Here is a 21,485-nt window from a genome sequence, read left to right on the forward strand (position 1 = left end):
AAAAAATTGTCTTTTTATTCTAAAATTCGTATCGTATTATTCTTCAGGGCAGTTAACCTTAATCCCCCAATTGGTAGTACCAATTACCTCAACAACGATATACCTACAGGGGGCAAAAATTTCTGTAGAATGTGAGAAATAATCCGTATCGGTAGTTGTGGTAACGCTAAACAAAGGGCTTCGAATACTTCCACCTTGACAGTAGATATAAATATAATCTAACGCTGTATCGTTATAGTATTCAAATAAAAATGTCCTATTACTTTTACCTAGATCAAAGAGCTTTATTTTGCTTCCTGATTCATCAAAATTCTCTCCACCCCCACAAGGAGAAGGTTTAGGAATAGCAGGAGTAGTGGTTCTCATTTTATTCAGGTACACAATACTTTCTTGGGTTTTAAAATAACCTAAAGGGATGGTTGTATCCAAGCTTTGATATCCATATTTACGAACGCTAATTTTTGCATTTAACCCTTTAAAAATCTGGCTATAAATTGAGAATTTACCATAATCCACAGACAATTCACCTAAACTATCGGTAAACATAGGAGGAAATCCTTGAGTAGTATAATATCCAGCTTCCGTAGATAAAACATGTGCCGTTTCAATAGGTTGTTTCGTGTGCCAATCTTTAACAGTATACTGATGATCAATCGTAGTTGTAATTAATAACAGTAACAAAAAAAAAATCAAAAAAGGAATCCACCACCAGAGAACTTTTTTCATTTTTACAATAAAAGTATACCTGTTTTTTCCTTTATGAATAAAGTCTTTCTTCCAATCGGTTCCTTTGTAATTCATAAATATAGAATAGTCTATATTAGATTTTAACTCAGATACCTCTACGATTCCTTCTTCATTCGTAGTAAAATTGGTTTTTCCATTAAGTCCATAAATAGCGATTGCTTGATTTTTGATTGGTTTTCTTCTCCAATTTAAAAACTCAAACACTATTTTATCATCCTCTATTTCTTGTAAAACTTCTTTTTCTTCTTCAACAATTGGTTCTATTGGAGGATCAAAAACTATTCGATACCTTTCATTATCATTAGGAATTTTTTCTAAAAGTAACTCCTCCCCTTCTTTCGATTCTATTTTAAAAACGTCCTCTTTTTCAGGGTGGATTACAACGTACTCCCCATTGGAATCGGTTGTAAAGATTTTATTCGGAAAATAGTTTGATGAAAACGTAAAATTGTTGTTAACAAGGGCCTCATCATTACTGTTGACAAATTGAAAAGTCAAATCAAAATTTCTATTGACAGTAATGGTATATTCATTAAGTGTACCTACCACAAAATTCACTTCTTCAAAACTATCATTCGCACTCAACACTTTTACAGAGCTTCCTTTTTCAAGGCTATTTAATTTTACCACACCGTCCGCATCAGACACATAATCGTTTTGACAATTTTCTTCAACAATAGTACATGGTATATCGCTCAAAACTTCTCCTAGATTCGACACAAATTTGATGATAAATGATTTTAACACTGACGTAGAAAACAATTTCTTTAAAGCACCTTCACTTTTTATATGTTCATCTTTTGTAAAACCCCATTCCGTTAAAACAACACTGATATTATTTTCCGAATCAATGGTATAAAAAACAGCTTGTTCACCGGCAATTTCAATAATATCATCAAAAATACTTTGATTCGTATTTTGATCAAGTATTTGTGCTATAGTTACTAGTGATTTCTGAATGAGATTGCTTACATAAGCTTTCTTTTCTGCTTCTAATTGATCAAATCTGTAATAAGGTTTACCTAAAGTTGTTTGCCAAATAATAAGCCCCTTACTTTCTTGAATAATCGGTTTTGCAAATTCCAATCGCAACCCTCTGCCATTTAATACTTTTTGAAGAATTTTATAATAATGTGTGTTTTTGTTTGTATCATTAAACACGGATTTAATCTCGCCTAAACTAGAAGTTTTTATTGTATTCATAACGAATTGAGTTTTTTCAGCAATGCATCAATTTGTATAAATCTATAATCGCCTTCAATTTTCATTCCTGTTTCCATCATTAATTGCTTAATCTTTAGAGGTGATGCTGTAGAATCTATTGATTTTATTAAGCCCACGCAACCGCTAATTATTGGAGAAGCCATAGAAGTGCCCTGCATAGTTTTAAACTGTTGGTTGGGAATACTACTGTAAATCTCGACACCAGGTGCAAACACATCTACCTTATCTCCATAATTTGAAAAGCTTGCTATTTTTTGTTGCCTACTGGTAGCCCCAACAACAATAATCAAATGCGATCTTTTCATTGGGTCTAAGCCTGCAACTACAGAAGAATTTCCTGCTGCCTGAACAATCACTACATTTTCTTTTTGGGCTATTTCATATACCTCATTCCACATAGCGGCTTCATCTAAATAAATAGAACCTGCAACGGCTTCTTGTTCTTGCTCGTTAAGATTCCCTACCAAATGTGATAAATCGACACCTAAAGACAAATTGATCACATTTGCTTTATTTTTTAATGCATAAAAAATTCCATCTAAAATAGAAGAGGTAGACATTCTTCCATTTCGATCAGCTACTTGTATGGGCATTAACTTACATTGAGGTGCAACACCTGAAATCCCAAAACCATTATCTATTTCGCCTACTGCTGTTCCTGCCACATGAGTGCCGTGTATTAATTTTCCATAGGTTTTTACATCTTTTGAATACTCAAACACATTCCAAGGATCTGTTATTCTATTTACCAACTCTTTATGGTTGACATCAAATGAATTGTCAATAACCGCTATGGTAACCGAAGAATCCCCTTTTGTAGTATTCCAAGCATCATACAACCCAATTTGCTTGTAAAACCAATGCAAATTTGGATCGTTAAAACCAGGATCCGTTTTTGTTTTAAAGTTCTTAAGAATGGATTCAAAACAAACAAACTTAGCTTCTTTAAAATCATTTTTTATCCTTGTTTTTAAAGTATCTCTTCGATCTGTAGGAATTTGAAATTGAATTCTTTTATACGCTTCCGCAAAATAGGTCACCAAAATAGAATCATTTGAATAGGTGTTGATCACCTTATCTGCAAAACTTTTTAAATTGGTTGTATCTTGTAAATAAACATTTAAAAGGTTAGAAATAATAGGGCGTTGCAAAGGATCATCTGGTATGATAATTTTTGTAGTATCTATGGGCGGCAACATATTGGGGTTGTCTGGAAAAATAGGGGTTTGATAATTATCATCTGAGATTCCTGCATTCCAATATTCTTTAGGTGAATTGCAATGCCTTAACAGGAAAACAACGGTAAGAATTGCCAATCCGGCTATAATATATGGCAAAATAGCATTGGACTTTCCAAATTTTTCAAATTCAAATTCATTCTTACTCATAACATTATTCTATAGCGTTAATAGCAGCAATTAAATTCCCTATTTCCTCATTCGCTTTGGTGTTAAAGTTGTTATCAATTCCATATTTATCTTTTACATTTTCCTTGAACAACTCTTTCACTCCTAACGAAAATTCTGAAATATAGTTTTTCGATGAGTTCTCTAAAACTACTTCATCAATGGCATCTCTACCCTTTAAAGTCTCTGTAACAGCAAAAATTGCTTTGTCCGTATTTCTTAACTTTGGTTTATTATTCTCTTCTCTAAACAGCCATGTAGCTGAAAAAACATAACGATTTAAAATACTGGTAATACAACTTGAAATTAGATTGAATTTCTCTTTAGTGATTCCATCTTTTAACTCTAGATCAATAATTTCTTTAATCTTTTCTTTAATTAAATAGTGCGATTTACTTTTGAGTATTTCTATAAAGATGGAATTAAAAATAATATTATTATCGGCTCCATTGCTTGTGCTTAATTTTGAAGTATTGCTAAAATCGATAGAAGATAGTTTATCAGACCAGTGACTTAATACAATATCGGCAAAAATTTCACTAGAGGATTTTCCTTTTGAATCGTTTGATAAAAGTTCATTTACAGTAACTCCGATTTGACTTTTTAAAATTTCGTTCAAATCATCTTCATTTACCTCATAAAAATCTAACAAAGCTTCTTTTACTTCTTCGGTTGATTTTCCATTAGGGTCAATACCTAGGTTAATAAAAAAAGATCTGATTTCAGAATAGTCCATTTGTTTTTGAACGTCTCCTTCCTGATTATTAAACTTGAATTCATACAACAATCGCCATATTTCGTTTTCAGAAGTTACAATTTGGGTTAAATAACTACTCAATGGGCTGTCAAAATTATTACTCAGATTCAACAGCGCCGTAAATGCTTTTGCCCCCTTGATTTTAGCTTCTCTTAATTCTTTATCCATATCTCCTGATGAATGCTCATCTTCTAAAATATGGTGAGTACTTTTAATAGCTTCCGCTAACATATTTTGAAGTTGACTAAGCATATTAATTGGATGTGAAGAAGGAGCTAAATATTTACAGAGATAGTTAATCCCTGTTTTATTTGGAGTTAATAACTCTTCCCATATTTCTTTTTTCTCAAATATAAATTTATCAACAACAGAAGAGTTTAAAAACGAGGACTCCATATCTTTTAATAAACCTTCTTTTTCAGGTCTGACACGCTCTTCTTTTTGGAATACAGGTTCAAAACCTTGAAAAAATGTCCCTGAAAACCCTGGATCTCTAATCGGAAATATAAATTTAAAACTGTCCGATGTTCCCAACCAATTCTCTGTCCATTTATCCTGTACAGGTTTACTCATATAGGTGCTAAAATTCTCTTGAAATCTAGCATGCCATTTTGAATTATGAGATTCCGGATCGTTCAAAACTTCAGCCCCTCCTTTACCACTTAATTCTACATTAAACTTAGTCATGGCCACTAAAAGCGGTGAAAGATGACTCACCTGAACATCAACCCCTTTGGTTTTTAAAAGTGAAAGTACTTTTTGTTGATTTGCCTTTCTAGATTCGGGATTGTTACCTATATAGCGATTAATCCATTGATCTAATAACTTTGGAGATTCTGACACCAACGGTGGCTCATTATCCATACAGTATAACAAAGTAGAAATACCAATATCTCTGTTATATAAATAAAATAAATACGATACTTTACCTCTTACAAAAACGGAAAGCTTTTCTTTTTCTTTATTATTATTAAATACAGATTCAGGTGTTTTTTCACGGCTTTTACTACCCGGAAAATCTAACAGATCAGTATAGTTGATAAATTCGGTTGCGATGCTATTGTCAAAATCTTTAGGAATTTCAAAATGTAACTCCTTAATTAGTGATGCCAATTCACTGATTGCAACCTTGGAAATAGCTCCATTGGCATTGCAAATGCTTAGTTTTTCTAAGGAGGGCTCTAAAAACATTTCTTTAACGCGCTCAACATCTAAAATATTGGTTGTATCACTGAATCTAGGGTCTTTTTTTCCATTGATAATTGCTTTACTCGTGGTATATACTTCCTTGGAAAAATCAATTTGATACAGTGTTTTACTTATTTGGTTAAAAAGAAGTGTTAAGAACTCATTCTCTCCCCATAAATAGTGTAACAATTCCCATCTGCGATGGTAAGGAAGTTTTGGAAGTAATGCTACCAAGTCTCCAAAAAAATCAATGCTTTTACATAATTTGATAAGGTGATGGTCTTTATAATTGGTTATTAAGTACTCATTGAAATCATATATTTCATCCTCTGAAACTCCCAATTCTGACACATTAGTAACTTCCGATTTTATAGTTTCTACCTTCGAAACAATTTCTTCCTTATCAGTGTCTTTAATATATTCTTCAATATCCTCAACATATCCATTGATAATAATGGCCGCCACATCTAACTGGCTTAATAATTCTAGTTTATACGGATAAGCTTCGTTTATCAGTTTTGGTTTGCTTGCAGAAAATCGTGTCACAATTCCTGTAGATTCTCTTCCTCCAGGAGGATTTATTTTTTGTAAGAAATCAATTCTTTCTTCTGAAACAGAATCGACAATTTCCAATTTTAAGGTCTTTGGTGATTTGGCTAGACTTCTCACAAGAAAAGATTTCCCTACTTGACTTTGACCAAAAATAGCAATTGAAGGTCTCTTTTCAGTGGCTTTGATAATCCTTTGAAAACTCCTTTTATTTTTATTTAAAAGTTTACCTTTCGAATCTTTGGTAACCGCATCACTGTATTGTTGCATCCATTGTGCTGCTTTTTCTAAAAGAGCCACTGCTTTTTCGGCTTTAATTGCTAATTGATTGTATTGTTCATTAAAGTCTCTCATCATCAAATAGTTTTTACCTTTCCAAATTTTATTACCTGATTACTATTTTTATCTAATAATATATAGCTCAACCCCCGCTCAATTCTTTGCCCTTTACCTTCTACTATTTTATGAAGGTTGATGTCTACAAAATGTCCGTCTTCTGGAGACACAAAAAAATGATCCGCAAAAAAAGGATTGACAGCATCTGCAATAGTTCTGTAAAAATACTTTTGCTGTGGCAAATTATATGCTTGCAAGTTTTCTAACATCTTACTCATCATATTATAAAAACTATCAATACTCACAGGTGGATTGGTTAACGCAATATCTAACTCTAAAAGAGAGGTGTTCAATATTTTTAAGAATGACGTTCCTTTTTCACCATAATCATTCTTCACCTCTTCGGCTAGCCTATTGAGTTCCCTAAACTTTTCAGGAAGAACAATCCTTATACTTTTTTCTTGGATTTGTGTATTAGTATTTCCATTTTCTTTATTTTTTTTCAGGTCTTTTGCACTACAAAAACTGAATAACTTCTCATTAATTTTCTGTGTTTTTTCATAAACATCTCTCAAATATTTCTGATAAACTTCTTTAAAGTCATAAATATCCTGCTCCGTAAAATCTGCTCTATCCTTTTGCAAGAAGTAGTCGATGGTATTTATTTCAACAACCTCTTGTGCTTCGTTCACATCCTTATTAGGTTGTTTTTCAGTATTGTCTTTTGGAGCAAAAGCACCTCCTTTCAATTTAATTCTTGTTTTACTCATCGGAATAGTTTTTTAATAAAAATGAACCACTGTCTTTCCAGTATTCCTGATGGTCAGGAAGGGTTTTGAAGAGTAGATTAAAATACCCTGCGGCATCTACTTCTAATCCGTTTTTATCGATAATTTCAATTTCTTCGGTAAGAAGTTCTTCTATATTTTCTTCACTTCTTCTAATTTTTACAGTAAATGGGTATTGATATTCCTCTTTAGAGAAGAGTTGTTTATGATGGTCATCTTTAAACCCAAACACATACATTGGTGTTGAAATCCATTCTTCTGCTGACAATTGTCGCATTCCAATGGCTATAGGAGTTCCGAAAAATTTAAACGCTCCTTCAAAACCATTTTTACGAAAGATGATCTTTTCATTTTTAATCGCTGTAAAATTAGTTCCTAGTACACCTAAATAATTTGCTGTTGATTGAATGTTTGCCAGTTGTTTAAGGTCAATGGTGAATCCATCGAGCTTATTAATCGTACTTAAAAAAGCAATCAACGCACCAACACATACTGTAGTTTTGGGGTCTTTTACTTCTCCAAAATTGGCAAACGGATACCAATCACCAAATTTGTAGTTTCCAAAGTTCACTATTTTATCAGGACTCAGTACTAATGATTTTTCAAATAGCTCTCGAACAATGCCTAAATTACTTGGTTTTCCAGAGAGCAACAAAAGGTCGCAATCAAAAACAGCAATGAGTTTAGTTAGTTGTAGAATAACAGGTTTAATCACGTCGCTAATAGCATAATTGATATGATGCGAGTCAAAATCAATTACAACATCCATCAAATCGAACGTCTCCAACTGACACCTATTTTTTACAATGCTTTCAATATACGGGATTAGGTTGTTCTTTGGTTTTGAATAATTTTGAAATACTTCTCGCAATGTTTTCTTTCGATTGGATTCGTTATTAGTAACATGATCAATGGCAGTATAAGCACAATACGTAGCTATTTGATTAGCGAACTGCTTTCTATATATTTTATGAGAAGCAGGCATATTGCCCATATTATAGCCAAAAAGGTAGTTCAAAGTTTCTATAATCTTAATACCCCCAGCTTCTTTAAGGTGACTTTCAATACTTGGAATAAAAACAAATTCTATAATTCTTTTTACAATATCGTCCCCTGCAATATTAAAACCTTCCCAAAAAATAGGAGTAGGTTTTAGCGATGGTATTTCCGATTCATCATCATATTGATAATTACAAATCATTAAATCCGTTGTTCCTCCTCCAATATCAACACTTGCTATGGTAATGGTTTCCTTGTTTTCATACTCACTAACCTCTCTTTTCTTTCCTTTATACTTAAAAAACAAGGGGTGTTTCCCTTTAAATTTATCGATAAGTTCACTATATAAATAGGTAATCTGCGATGCGGTAGCTTCGTCAAATTTCCAATGAGTTTCATTTCCAAAATCATCAAAATCAAGCGTATTTTCTCTAGGATAAATATCAACCGTCGAAGCCAAACCAATATTAACATAGTTTTTCACCAAATCTACCGCATGTTGTAAAGACTGCCTTAAAAAAAACTGCTCTTGAATTGTCATAGCGGTCGGGCAGGTAATGACAATATTTTTTAAAATTCTTCGGAAAGAAGAGTTCCCCATGTTCTTTCTGAACTCATGATGATTGATCTGCGATAAAACCTGAAAAATTATTTCAACCAATCCCATAGTCATCAAAGAACTTCTGGAGTAATTACTTGTCGTTGCAGGAAAATGATCAGTGTTAATAGTTCCATCCGAGTTCAAGTATTCCGATATACCAAAAAGTGCCGCCTTTTTAAGGTTCTTAGTTTGCGCATACCCTGCATAACCATCTTTATCTACTTTAATCCAAGGAATACTAGTTGGCTCATAATCCCATAAATATCTTTTGGGACTACTCATAGTCGCTTGCGAGTCCTCACTTTCAAAAATCGACGTCAATCGAGTTGCCTCTTTTCCTACTCGTAATAAACTAGGCCATTGAAAAACATCGCTAAAAAAATCACTAGCTTCATTTCCAAACTTTTCTTCTGCAAAAGCCACTTGCATTTCAAATGGATCTTCATACACCTTATGTGGCTGTGATAAGTCTCGAATTTGTATTTTTCGTGCCGTTGTAAAATCAAATCGACTATTTGGTTGTAGTGACGTTGTTTCAACAACTAACCCACAAGTTCTTGCATTTCCAATATCCAATACTAACCCCGTTTCAATGCTTCGTTCTCCAGTTAAAAACGCAATTTCAGGAAATCCATTTACTTTGTTAATGATATCGAGTAACACAAAATAATTAGCAAAATGTCGGAAATAATATTTGCCTCTGGAGTCCTTTAAATCGTAGATATTCGATAACCAAATATCAATATCTTCTCTACTGTAAAAGGAGCTAAAAAAGCGTTCCTTAATAACACATTTAAAGCGAACATTGCCCAATGGTGTGGCATCAGATTCATTTGGTTTTAGATAATCGTTCTGCTCTTCACTTGCTGTATTCGTATCAAATGCCAAGACTACTTTATGGGTACAGTTTTCCTTCTTTTTTGTTTCTAGATCGACCTCACCAAACCACATACGACACCAGTTTTGTGGGCCAGCATGAAAAGGTTTTGATTTATCGTTTCTAGTTCTGAAATAAGGAATCGGAATCCAGTGCCCTGCATAAATATCAAGCGATTCTCTTCCCCTGATTTTGTAAATATTTTTTTTATCAATAAACTTTACAAAATCTTCACGAATTTCTTCAGCAATCACCTCTCCATCATTGTCAATAGCTTCAGCATTAATGGAGTCAAAATCGATATAACGATCATTCCATTTGTATGGAAAAAGTATGGAACCAGACTCTTCTCTTCCTTCATCGTCATAGATAATTTCTTCCGCAAAGCTTTTTTCACTGCTTAAGTTATCATCATCGTTTATACTTAGTGGTATTTCGATAAATTGAATTCCTGTATTTTGAATTAACTCAATCATATACTTGATATTTCATTGGTTTGTTATAACTAAAGTGTATGCTGTTTAAATAACCGTTATAGGTTTTATTACCTTGATCAACTCTCACACTATACCAGTCATTATTTTTAAGTTCTTGATTTTTAATAAAAATTGTATTTCCTTTAGATAGTGAAGTCAATTTATCGGAGTTGAATTTAGGTAAATTGAACAGGTAAGCGTTTTGTTTTATATAGGCCGTTTTCTGAACACTTCGCAAACGGTGTTTTGCCATTTCCTTGGTTACATATCTGTTAGATATATAGCCTTCTTCATTTTGGTTGTTGTACTTAATTTTAAGCCAAAGTGAGTTTTTATCAACACCTATCACCTCTACTTTATCTCCATCTGAAAGTGTGGATTGTATGGTTTCCTCCTCTTTGTTAGCAGGTATACTTCGTACATTAACATGATGATGTTTATTGTTCACATAGAAATACCTTTCTATGGGATAAATCTCTTTCTCTTTATTTGGTGTTTCTTCAGAGTTTATGTACATAAAAATGGAAGACAAACAAAACAGTATAGCGATTGTACTTATAATTTGATTTCTTCTTGTTATTCTCTTATTCCTTGATTGCAGTTGTTCATTCTTCTTCGATAAAACTTGATTTAGCTTGTCAATATCTTTTGAGTCATATTGTAAATGCATATTGATACCAGAGAAATTTGTATCCTTCAATTGGGCTATCACACGATTGGAATGTGTAACATTGAATAATAAACAACCTATATCGCTCATTTTTTCATGAGTACAAAAAAGATGTAAATAGTGAGGAATGTCTTTTTGCTCAATAGGTAACGTATTGTACTGGTTTTTGTAATTTCGATGTCCTTTATAAACCAGTTTGGTTTCTCGAAATACATTTTGAGAATGGAGTTTCCCTGGTAAAAGAACATCTAAATGCATATTCTTCTCAGGAGTCTTAAAATCAAAATTCTTCTTTAAATCTTTTAATAGTAAAAATAACTTAGCTATGACTTTTTGCTCGTAAACACCGTAGTTTTTATAACAGACAGCACTTCCAATAATGATTTGACCATCCTCCTGCGAAATGTTTTCCAAAAGCACGATTAAATATCCGTTTCTTTTACTATTAAACCTGCCTCCATCAGCCTTGATTCTTTTAAAAAAAATCAAACGTTCTCCGGACTTCAAATCAAGTAATGATGAGTCGGGTATTAACTCATCTTCTAATTTGAACTCATCGAACATATCGCTTGAGTCTAACATCAAATCATCGGTTATCCTAAATATTGCATATCCGATTTCCCCCATTTCTTTTTTCTTTTTAACTTAAATTCTTATCCTTTCTATTTTTTAAAAAATGGTAGTTTTAAAGACTGTCCACTTTCTAGCGTATCAATGGAGCCATTGCATTGTTCTATAAGCCATAGAAAATGCTTTTCCATTTGTGTAGTGTCAGTTAGCACCTCTGATTTCAAATGTTCATAAATATCATTCTTGTTTTTATACATGTATGTAGCTAATAGCTCAGATATTTTTTCTTTACCTTTCCATTTAAAATTAGCCTGAACTTTTAATGGTTTTAATTCTTTGTTAATTGCTACATAAAAAGTCGGTTTAGTTGTTGTAATTTTTTCAGCTAGGTCTTTATTTGTATAGTCAAACTCCCAAAACTCCCAATCATATTGAGTAATAAATGTGTGTTCATCAGAATCCTTCTTGTACCTTCCTTCAGAAAAATTAGCCAGTAAGTGTTTGCTTACCTCTTTAAATTTTGACGCATCTTTAGACACTCCATCCTTTTTATAAAGCGCTACTTTGATTAATAAATCTTTACTTTTCAAAATACTATCAATTTCCTTTTTAAATGCTAAATCGTCTTTATGTATTTGTTCCGCTTTCTCTTCTCTCTCTCCCAATAGGGATATTCCATAAGGGATAATCATAAGAATAGCCGCCAAAAGGATAGCTAATGCCAGCAACATCATTTTTAGCAAACGACGGGTTCTTTTTTTGTTTCTCGGTAATTTCTCAAAATACTCTTCAATAATAACTACCTCATCTTTCTCCAAAGTTTCAGAAGTGGCTTTTTTCAAAGATTTTATAACACTAGCTCCTTTTTCTAGTATCGGTTCTGTCCTTTTTTTATAGGCTTCATTTTCCTTTTGTATTCTTCTTTGATTCTCTGGTAGCGTATCTTTTATGGATTTTTCAGCTTTACTCAATTCATTCTTCTTGGTAGTTAAATTTAAACTTACTTTCCTCAATTCATCCTTTTTGGTAATCAGTGTTTTTTCAGCAATATTGGTATCATTACTCGCTTGTCTTCTTTTGGCATGTAGTTGCGCTATTTCTCTTTCTAATCCCCCTTTTTCCGTAGACATCTTTTTGATGCTAGTTTCAAGATTTCTTTCTTTTGTCCTTAATACTTCCGTATCTCTTCGGGCACTTTCTAATTTTTGAGTTTGTTGGTTTATCTGGTGAAGGTAATACTCTCTGTGTGTTTTATAGTCGAATAAACGCCCTACTTCCACAGGGGTCATTCTCTTCGTTATTAATTGCTCATAAACCTCTTTTGATTGTGTGATATAGCAGTGATTACTATCGTGAAAAGCAATATTTAAACATAAATTCGTGAATATTGATGGACTTTCATTCAACAAATTATTCACTTTAATAGTATAATTTATTGAAGTATCCGAAAGCGGTTGGTACATCATAGCACTCTTTTCAAACATTCCAAATTCTTTTGTTGAATCTGGTAATTTAATGTTCCATCCACTGCTATCAATACTCTTAAAACGGTTGTTTTCATCTACTTGCTCTTTTACTTTTGAAAACAAGTATTTTAACCCAGAAATCATCTTTTCGGCGTTGGGTACTTTATCTTTAAAACAGATGGCACTTCCTACAAAAGCACCAGGTCTGTTTTCCCCGTGTTGTAATGCAAATTCATACAAACCAATAATAATAACATCCCTATGATTCGGTTTTTGCAGATTCGATGGCAATCTTCTGAATAAAAGTACGGTTTCTCCTACCTGTTTTAGTATGACATGTGAATTGTTTAAATACAATGATTTTTCCAACGATAACTCCTTAAAAAGTCCGTTTGACACTAATGTAACCCCTTTAGGAGTTCCAAAAACTGCATATCCAATAGCACTCATGACGAAAAAAGTTTTTTAATCCCTGAAATCATCGATTCAAAAGGGGATTTTTTTTCTGGTTCTTCTAATGAAATTCCTTCAGCAATTGAATACATCCAATTCAGTAATTTATCAGCTCCTTTCTCTTGCTTAAAAGTGTAAGTATCATCGCTTTCCAAATCACCTCCTTTTACTACATCTCCAACCGAAAATTTCATATAGCTCATATCTCGATTTTCATCGAACAAATGATTCTTTAACAAGGGCAGTTTCTTATTTATATAATCTTTTGCACTGCCATATTGATCTTTGATGGTATCCCATTTATTAATACTTAATAAAAGTGGATCGTTTTGCCTTCCTATTTTATAAATGTAATTGATAAATTGATCTATTAAATCTTCACTGTTTTCTGGCGTATCCACATCAACTACACAAATAAATTTTAAGTTACAATCTTTATGATGTAAATAGGCATCAATGCGCTCATCAAACTTCCCTCCTATTTTCCCTTCATCTCTTAGTTCTATTTCTTTTAAATCTTCTCCTGCCATTTCCAACAAACAAAAAGGCATCGATGGTTTTCCGTTTGGCTGAAACTCAAGGTTGATCTCTGTTGGAAATTCAAAATCGGTATCCAATAATTTTGTTCCTCCTATAAATTCTCCTTTACGTACTTTTCGTATCATTTGATTTAAAATATAATCACCTCTTCTGTGGTGATCTACATCCAAACTCAACGATCGTAACTGTCCCAAGCCTGAAGTTTTCATATGATACAACAACGCAGAAAGCATAGCAGACTTTCCTGCTGTAGAGTTTCCAAAAACAAAAAAGTAGGTCATTTCTGGATCAATTTCTAATATACTATTGCGACCTGTATTATGAGTACTTTCTTCGGCAGACTCATTCATTGTGCTACTCCCCGTAAACTCATCCTCAATTGTATCGGAATCAAACATTGAATCATAATCTGAACTACTTTCACTTTTAAATGGATTTGGTTCGTCTTTTGAATTATTACTTTCTTCAAAACCAAAAGGGTTTGATTCCTCATGAGTTTCAATAAGATTCTCAGGCGCATTATTGTCTAATCCTGATTTTTTCTCGTTATTTTCTTCTTGAAATGGATTATTGGTTTCCGAACTAAAATCCTTTTCATCGATCGACTTCTTCGATAATCGTATTCTCTTTTGCTTAGCCATTACGGAAGTTTTTAGTTATCTATAGATTATTTTATAATTCTTTCGGTCCAGTATTAGCTTTTCTTTTTTGTTTATTGTAAGACAGAGCCAAAAACACAAAACCTAAGGTCGCCAAGTCAATAACCAAACTTAGAATAATGGAAAATACCGTCGCAGAAGTATTATCTTTTTTAATAAATGCACTTTCCAACACAGATTTGATATTCTTAGCATTCACACCTTCGTATTCATTTAAAGGAGTAAAGGAATAGTTTGTTCCTTTTAAAAATCCCATTGCCTTAGCTCCAATATTATCGTTCGCTCCTTTTATTTTTTTTATTAAATCTACTCCTCCTGATTTAAGTTGCACTTTATTTTCTTGTTTTAACAATGAATCAGCAACAATCTTTAAAGGCTCATAAACCGGTGTTAATTGCCCTATTTTTCTCTTAATTTCGCTCTCTTTGGTACTTTTTAATCCTTTAAAATAGTTAAGAGCGGTTAACTCAAAATTGGAATACGTTTTAACGTAAACCTTCGTTAGATTAGTTACTTGAGAATTATTGTATTTGGTGTTATAATCACGGAAAAGTTGTATAATTTCATTCCACTTCTTTATACACTCAGTTCCACATCCACCATATTGTTTTTGCTCAATTTGAATTTTTAAAAGCTCTAATTCAGCCTTTAACTTTGCTTCCAATTCATCCAAACCTGTACCATTTGTCAATTCTGAAACAGCATCTTGATAAGTTCTACTCAAAGTAGTTTCATACGCTGTTAAATCTTTATTAAGTAATGTTCCTTCCATTTGATTTCCGTAGAAATAGGCAAAATTTCCAAAAAAACTGATTAGTAAAGGCAACAAAAAACCAAATATCTGTTTTGTATGAGACATTCCTTTTTGCCTTCTTTGCATGATTATTAGATTCAATCCAAAAAACAGTAATCCTGTAGCTGCGGCAAGTACAATTGCTAAATACTCTCCTAAAAACCCTTTGTATCCTTTATATGTTGCTAAAACGCTAAACGGGACTAGCAGAAAGTTTAAGGCAAAAAATATAATTTTAAAACCTAATTCTTGTTTATCGTCCGTTTTTTTCGGGTTATTTCGTGTTGTGTAATTTATTGCCATACGTGAGTAAGTAATTTTAATTTATAAGTTATCGCTGCAAAAGGTACTCCCCTATTGTTATTTTATCCACTAACTACCTCCTTAAAAACTTACTAACACTATGAATTTTCCACCTACTTAACAACTTAAATTTGAATCCTTTTCCAATTATTAAACAAGCTTAATTGTATAAAGCTTTTCATTTAAACTAATAAGAAAACTTAAAAAATTTTAGTAAACAATTAATAGCAAATTTGGCTCTTTTAAAGTTGTAAAAACAGACCAATATCCCTTTTTAAAAAGCAATTTAATCTCAAAATAAATATTCAGTTCAATTAACTCCACACAGAATAAGTTTTCCATGCAGAATAAGCTTCATTAATAAAAATTATTAAAGATTAACGCCAATAAGTCAATTGTAAAAAAATCTAGTCTATAAGAAGTTTTATCATAGTTGATTAATTAGTTTGGTTTTAGTTAGTTTGATTTTTAAAATTTGTTCATAAAACTCTTAGTGTACTTAACTAAGATTTATATCATAAGGGAAACGATAAAATAGATTATTAGATTTGCCAAAGTTTAGAAACCTCAACAAATGTAACCATCTAGAAACTAAGTCTAAAAATACATTTTTTTTCTAAAAAACAACTTTAATTATTTTTTTTTTAGATGAAAGTATCATTGAGATGTTTATTCAACTACCTTAAGTCAAACATCCGCTAGTCCCATACTATTTCTAGTCCCATCACAACTTAGTACATTCGAATATATTTTAGTAATACATGCAGAAATTGTACATTCTCGAGAAAGTCATATTGCTTTGGAAACAAGTATTCTCTTTTTAAAGGTTAAAGTATGATGCAATAAGCACTTGTCCGAGACGAGGGCTAGTAAAAGGAATAATCGTACATATTTCGACAAAAATATTGGAACATTTAAATCCCACTCAGTAAGCAAAACAAGTTAATGTTTCTTAGTGAATTTTATATCTAAAGAATTGCATATATCTTTGTATAAAACACTTAAGCTAAGAAAGATGTTTAAGAAATTTAATTCTAAAGAGGATTTGATAACTTATATTAATACCTCTGAAAAAGATTATTCAGATTACAGAAACGGTAAATTCGATTTCGAGAATTGCGAATTTACTTTCGAAGTAGATTTTAGTTTTATTCTAAGGGAATTCGACAGAAGGGTTTCATTTAAAGGAGCTAAATTTGAACGAAAAACAGCTTTTGACAACCTCATATTCCAATCAAATGTTACGTTTGAAAATTGCTATTTTAATGAAGAGGTTTCGTTTAACAAAACAGTTTTTCAAGGAGTTTCTATCTTTCCGCATTTTTTTAACAATGCTAATTTTAAAGGAGCTAAGTTTCTGTCGACAACCTCGTTTCCAAAATCATATCCACAAAATATTAATTTATCAAACTGTTTTTTTAAAGAAGAACTCGATCTTTCTTATTGCAAATTTGATCAAGAGTTTAATTTTTACAACTCCACTTTTGAAAAAACAGTGAATTTTGAAGCCGCTATATTCAATAAAAAAGTAAATGCTTGGAATACCTCTTTTAAATCGAACCTCAACTTTAAATGGGCAAACTTTAGAGAAAAACTGAACCTAACCGATTCCTTTATAAAAAAAGGGAAAACCATTTTTTTTGGCACCAACTTCGAAAATAATGTGTATTTCTACAATACCCAATTTAAAAAAATAGATTTGAAAAATAGTGTTATTGAAAAAGGTGTTTATTTTTTAGGATCAAAAATTGAAAAATGCAATCGTGAAACAAGTAGGATTATAAAAAATCAGTTTCTTAAGCAAAACAATCGAATAGAATCATTAAAATACCATCATAAAGAAATGGCTTCTTACTATAGAGAGCTTCTTTACGATCTTTATCTAAATTTTACAAAAGCTAACCTTTGGAGGCTTTTAAAAAATATAGGGGATTTAACCGTTCTAACCTTAAATTTTTTATCAAATGGTTTCGGCTTATGGTGGTTTTCTGCTGTCATTTTTCTATTCATAACTACCTCCTTAATATTCCATTTCTATCTGACCAGTGTTAATTTGAACATTTCTTATGATCAAATAGATTATTGGAAGTACTATTTTCAATTCATTGTACCCACCCATAAGTTTTCATTTATTGAAGGGGTAACACCCACTGCAAAATCTGTAATCATTGATTATTTTGGAAGGGTTGTTTCTGCATTTGGTATTTATCAAACAGTACAAGCCTTTCGCAAATTTGGGAAAATCTAATTGTTTTACTCTTCTGCAGTAATAGTATTCTTTCAAGCAGTTGTAATATCGTCTAAAAATTTCGTATCTTTTAGCAAGGAAATAGGTGCTATTTCGACTATACAATAGTATTTTGTAAATTTGCACATGGGGAAAAAACTACTATAATGGAGATTAGAAACATAAATAATGACTCTCAAAGTCTTGAGCTTCCGTTACAATTACATATAAGTTTTCAAAAGGTTTTTGATTTATTTGTGAAGTATGGAAGTGATGAAATGAAACATCATCCTTTTCATGAATCAGCTAAAGTAATGATTCAAGAAATAAAGAAATATCCTAAATTAATTGATGGTTTTACTGACTTTTCACTTTTAAATAAGCATGGAGAAGTTATTAGTTTATTGCTTGATGCTTTATTTCCAGAAATTTTAACCAATAACGAAATAAAGGCAGCAACCATTCCTTTTTCATTTATATCGTTTAAGTTCACAGAACGTTTCAAAAATATACTTGATAATGCTGGAGATAATTATTCCTTACAAGTACGTAACTTTGAGGATAAGTTAATGTATATACATGCATGTACGTTAATTTTGGCCATGACATACAATCATCCGGTAGATTTAAAACGTCCATTTTATTTTGATATTCCTGATAAAAACCTTGGTATTACAAAGCATTATAGGGTAGCCTTTAATGGTGATTTTATGGAAATTATTCCAACTGAAAATGCTCCAAAGATTACAGAGGAAGATATTAAACTACTGCTAGATAATTTTGATAATATTGATATTTGGAGAGAAAAATTCCCTCCAAACTCATATATTTTTAAAGGTTTTGGCATCATGAACTTATTTGATGTAACCTCAGATGAAACACTCACGGCAATTAGAACAAATCTTTTAGAAAAAGATGATGGGAAGATTATTGACAAACTGAGAGGAAACCTTAGTGACTTTTATGCTATAAAAGATTTGCAAGTTGGCTTTTCTGTATTTGATGTTAGTAACATAGAAACGGAGCCTCCGAGAGTAAAAAAATCCGAAAGTATTATAATTGAAGAAGGAGCTGTTTTAACATGCAATGATTTCTTTTGTGATTTAATTGTCTCAAGTCTTTTTGGTAAAAACGAAGATGTTGTTATTTCAGATATCGAAAAATATGGATTCTACTCGAAGGAGAATCGTTTTTATAAGCGTTTAAAGAAAATTAACGTTGGAAGCATTATTCTTATTCCTATTAAAACTTCCAACAATAAAGATTTGATTCTTTTAGAGATTGCTTCTCCAAGAGCTTATGAATTAAACTCTGTAAACAAACAAAAACTAAAAGATATTATTCCAGTTTTTGAAGCCGCTGCAGAGAGGAATTCAGAAGAATTCATGAATATTTTAGAAGCTACAATTCAAGAACATTACACCTCTATTCATCCATCGGTTAAATGGCGTTTTTACGAAGCCGCGGAAAATTATCAGAATGCAATTTATGCCAAAAATGAAGATGCAAAAATTGAGCAGATTGTGTTTGAAGATGTTTTTCCTTTATATGGACAAATAGATATAAAAGGATCTTCCATTGCTAGAAATACAGCAATTAAAGAAGATTTAACCAAACAACTTACATTGGCTATTAAAGTATTAAACGAAGCGTGTAAAAGCGAAACCCTTCCTATTTATGAAGAGTTAATTTTTCGTGTAAAAGAATATTTGCTTGATGTTGAAACAGGACTTAAAGCTGGTGATGAAGTTGGGATATTAGATTTCTTAAAAAAAGATATTTATCCTGTTTTTAACCACATTAAAGAAGTAAGTGTAGAGCTTGAAGCTCTTGTCAATAATTATACTACTAGTTTGGATGAAAACCTTCAAGTAGTATACGATAAACGAAAGTCTTACGAGGAAAGTGTTACTAAAATTAATGATAAACTTGCCAGATTTATAGACAAGAAACAAGAAGAAGCACAAGCCATGTTTCCTCATTATTTCGAAAGGTATAAAACAGATGGTGTTGAGTATAACATGTATATAGGTCAATCTCTAACTAAAGAGAAAAAATATGACAATTTATACTTATACAACCTTCGCTTGTGGCAATTACAAACTATGTGTGAGATGGAAAATCTTGCTGAACAAACAAGAAAATCTTTATCACATGATTTGGAAGTTGCTTCTTTAATTTTAGTTCATAGTAATTCATTAGCTATCAAGTTTAGAATGGAAGAAAAACAATTTGATGTTGATGGAGCCTATAATATTCGCTATGAAATCATTAAGAAAAGAATTGACAAATCACATATAAAAAATACTAATGAACGTTTAACCGTTCCAGGAAAAATAGCCATTGTTTATTCACAAGATAAAGATGCTCTTGAATACTTAAAGTATATTAAGTATCTGCAATCAAAAAAGCTACTTGGAAATATTGAAATGCTTGAATTAGAAGACCTTCAAGGTGTTTCTGGTTTAAAAGCAATTAGGGTAGAAGTGATTTACGGCTCTGAAACTTCAAAAGAAACTACTATTACTTTTGATGAACTTTTACACGAATTGAAATAACTAAATTTTTCAGATAATATAAAAAATAAGCGATCCTTAAATCAACATTTTAAGGATCGCTTAATCATTGTATCTACTCTATCTATTGTTCCAATTCAAAATCTATTGGCATGAAAAACTCTACGTTCACGTATTGATCGTTGAGTTTTCCAGGTAAAAATTTTGGTAATAATCTAACTAATCTTTCCGCCTCCTTTTCTAATAATTCTCCGTTTTTAGGTCCAGTTGTTGAAATATTGTTTACAAAACCTTCTTTGTCAACAATAAATCGAACCCAAACTCTACCTTGTATTCCTTCCGATGCCGCATCAAAAGGGTATACTAAATTATCTAGAATATTATTGACAATCGTTTCTTTTACGCATCCATCTTTTTCTATTTTTGAATTATTTGAACAGGTTATAAATACGGGTTCTTCCGTTACCTGATCAAATCGTATAAAATCCGTAATCATCAATTCCGAGTCATTGTCCTTAACTTGATAACTATCTTGGATAGCCCCTTCATGGCTTAAGTTAAAATCAACATAAACCTCATGCTTCATTTCTATAGCCTTTCCTTTATGAAGTGCTGGACTTAACTTAGGTAGATTAGTAATGACTTTTTTGGCTTCACGTTCTAAAGATTTATTGCTTTTAGAACTGGTTGACAACACATTAGCTATACTACCATCCTCTTTTACAACAAAGCTAACCAACACTTTATCTTCTACTCCATCTTTAAATGCGTTATAAGGATATGTTAAAGTTGTTTTAATATGTTTAGCTACCTTTTCTTTAAAACATAATGTTTGCTCATTAGGAGTAAAAGCATCACAGTTTTCAAATATTGGTGATCGATCGACTTCTCCGATTGTTAGCACTTTTTTTTCCGCAGCAATCTTTGCTATATTCTTTCTAATATTTGCTAGATCGTCATTATTACTTTTATTTCTACGTACAATTCGATTTCTGGTATTAATCTTTAAATATCCATCGTTATTGTTTTTCTTAAAATTTTCTATAGCACACTTACCAATGGTATTCAAATCTTGTATGTGCTCTTTTTCTTCGCACAATTTTTCTTGGGCGCTTATGGACAAGCAAAAAAGTGCTAGGTAAATGGTTAGGTTACTCTTTAAAATCATGACTTAGTTTTTTTGATTTTGGGGAAATAAAGAATAATCGAAAGACCTTACTTAGGTTAAAAATAAAGACAGTCGTTTACTTTATGGTTAAAACATGAATTTAGATTTTTAAATTAAAATAAATTAAAATATTCTTTCTTCAGAAACATACTATCGCTCAAATGCAAGTTAC

General features: G+C 31.7%; 12 protein-coding genes. 2 read left to right on the top strand and 10 right to left on the bottom strand.

Going from position 1 to position 21,485, the window contains the following annotated elements; all coding sequences use genetic code 11:
- Positions 1–36: 36 nt before the first annotated feature.
- From ACKTTV_RS07390 to ACKTTV_RS07430, 9 genes are read right to left on the bottom strand one after another with little or no spacing between them, the layout of a single operon-like run.
- On the bottom strand, positions 37–1,950 hold the full coding sequence (locus ACKTTV_RS07390) for a hypothetical protein (RefSeq protein WP_408030186.1): 1,914 nt from the start codon (positions 1,948–1,950) through the stop codon (positions 37–39).
- Entirely contained in the window at positions 1,947–3,359 is a 1,413-nt protein-coding gene (locus tag ACKTTV_RS07395) for a S8 family peptidase (RefSeq protein ID WP_408030187.1), read from the bottom strand. The genes ACKTTV_RS07390 and ACKTTV_RS07395 overlap by 4 nt, the downstream gene beginning before the upstream one ends.
- Before the next feature lie 4 nt (positions 3,360–3,363).
- Positions 3,364–6,228, bottom strand: a complete 2,865-nt coding sequence (locus ACKTTV_RS07400; RefSeq protein ID WP_408030188.1) for a virulence factor SrfC family protein — start codon at positions 6,226–6,228, stop codon at positions 3,364–3,366.
- A complete protein-coding gene (locus ACKTTV_RS07405) occupies positions 6,228–6,977 on the bottom strand; it encodes a hypothetical protein (RefSeq protein ID WP_408030189.1) in 750 nt (249 codons plus the stop codon). Before ACKTTV_RS07405 ends, ACKTTV_RS07400 begins: the two co-directional genes overlap by 1 nt.
- Positions 6,970–9,948 (bottom strand): virulence factor SrfB, encoded by a 2,979-nt coding sequence (locus tag ACKTTV_RS07410; RefSeq protein WP_408030190.1) that lies wholly within the window; start codon positions 9,946–9,948, stop codon positions 6,970–6,972. The genes ACKTTV_RS07405 and ACKTTV_RS07410 overlap by 8 nt, the downstream gene beginning before the upstream one ends.
- Positions 9,941–11,245 carry an SH3 domain-containing protein gene (locus tag ACKTTV_RS07415; RefSeq protein WP_408030191.1) on the bottom strand — a complete coding sequence of 435 codons (1,305 nt, stop codon included), beginning with the start codon at positions 11,243–11,245 and terminating at the stop codon, positions 9,941–9,943. The genes ACKTTV_RS07410 and ACKTTV_RS07415 overlap by 8 nt, the downstream gene beginning before the upstream one ends.
- A 35-nt stretch (positions 11,246–11,280) precedes the next feature.
- Positions 11,281–13,104, bottom strand: a complete 1,824-nt coding sequence (locus ACKTTV_RS07420) for a hypothetical protein (protein ID WP_408030192.1) — start codon at positions 13,102–13,104, stop codon at positions 11,281–11,283.
- Positions 13,101–14,288, bottom strand: coding sequence for a hypothetical protein (locus ACKTTV_RS07425; protein WP_408030193.1), 1,188 nt, complete (start codon positions 14,286–14,288; stop codon positions 13,101–13,103). Before ACKTTV_RS07425 ends, ACKTTV_RS07420 begins: the two co-directional genes overlap by 4 nt.
- Positions 14,289–14,319: 31 nt before the next feature.
- Positions 14,320–15,402 (bottom strand): hypothetical protein, encoded by a 1,083-nt coding sequence (locus tag ACKTTV_RS07430; RefSeq protein ID WP_408030194.1) that lies wholly within the window; start codon positions 15,400–15,402, stop codon positions 14,320–14,322.
- 1,015 nt (positions 15,403–16,417) lie between these two features.
- Here ACKTTV_RS07430 and ACKTTV_RS07435 point away from each other — a divergent pair.
- Both ACKTTV_RS07435 and ACKTTV_RS07440 read left to right on the top strand, forming a co-directional pair.
- Positions 16,418–17,650 (top strand): pentapeptide repeat-containing protein, encoded by a 1,233-nt coding sequence (locus ACKTTV_RS07435; protein WP_408030195.1) that lies wholly within the window; start codon positions 16,418–16,420, stop codon positions 17,648–17,650.
- 146 nt (positions 17,651–17,796) lie between these two features.
- A complete protein-coding gene (locus ACKTTV_RS07440) occupies positions 17,797–20,187 on the top strand; it encodes a GAF domain-containing protein (protein WP_408030196.1) in 2,391 nt (796 codons plus the stop codon).
- A gap of 82 nt (positions 20,188–20,269) precedes the next feature.
- Here the strand turns inward: ACKTTV_RS07440 and ACKTTV_RS07445 are convergent, their stop codons facing one another.
- Positions 20,270–21,313: an energy transducer TonB gene (locus ACKTTV_RS07445; protein WP_408030197.1), complete on the bottom strand. Its 1,044-nt coding sequence runs from the start codon at positions 21,311–21,313 to the stop codon at positions 20,270–20,272.
- Positions 21,314–21,485: the final 172 nt, after the last annotated feature.

Origin of the sequence: Tenacibaculum xiamenense, from assembly GCF_964513065.1 — a bacterium.
GTDB lineage: Bacteria > Bacteroidota > Bacteroidia > Flavobacteriales > Flavobacteriaceae > Polaribacter > Polaribacter xiamenense.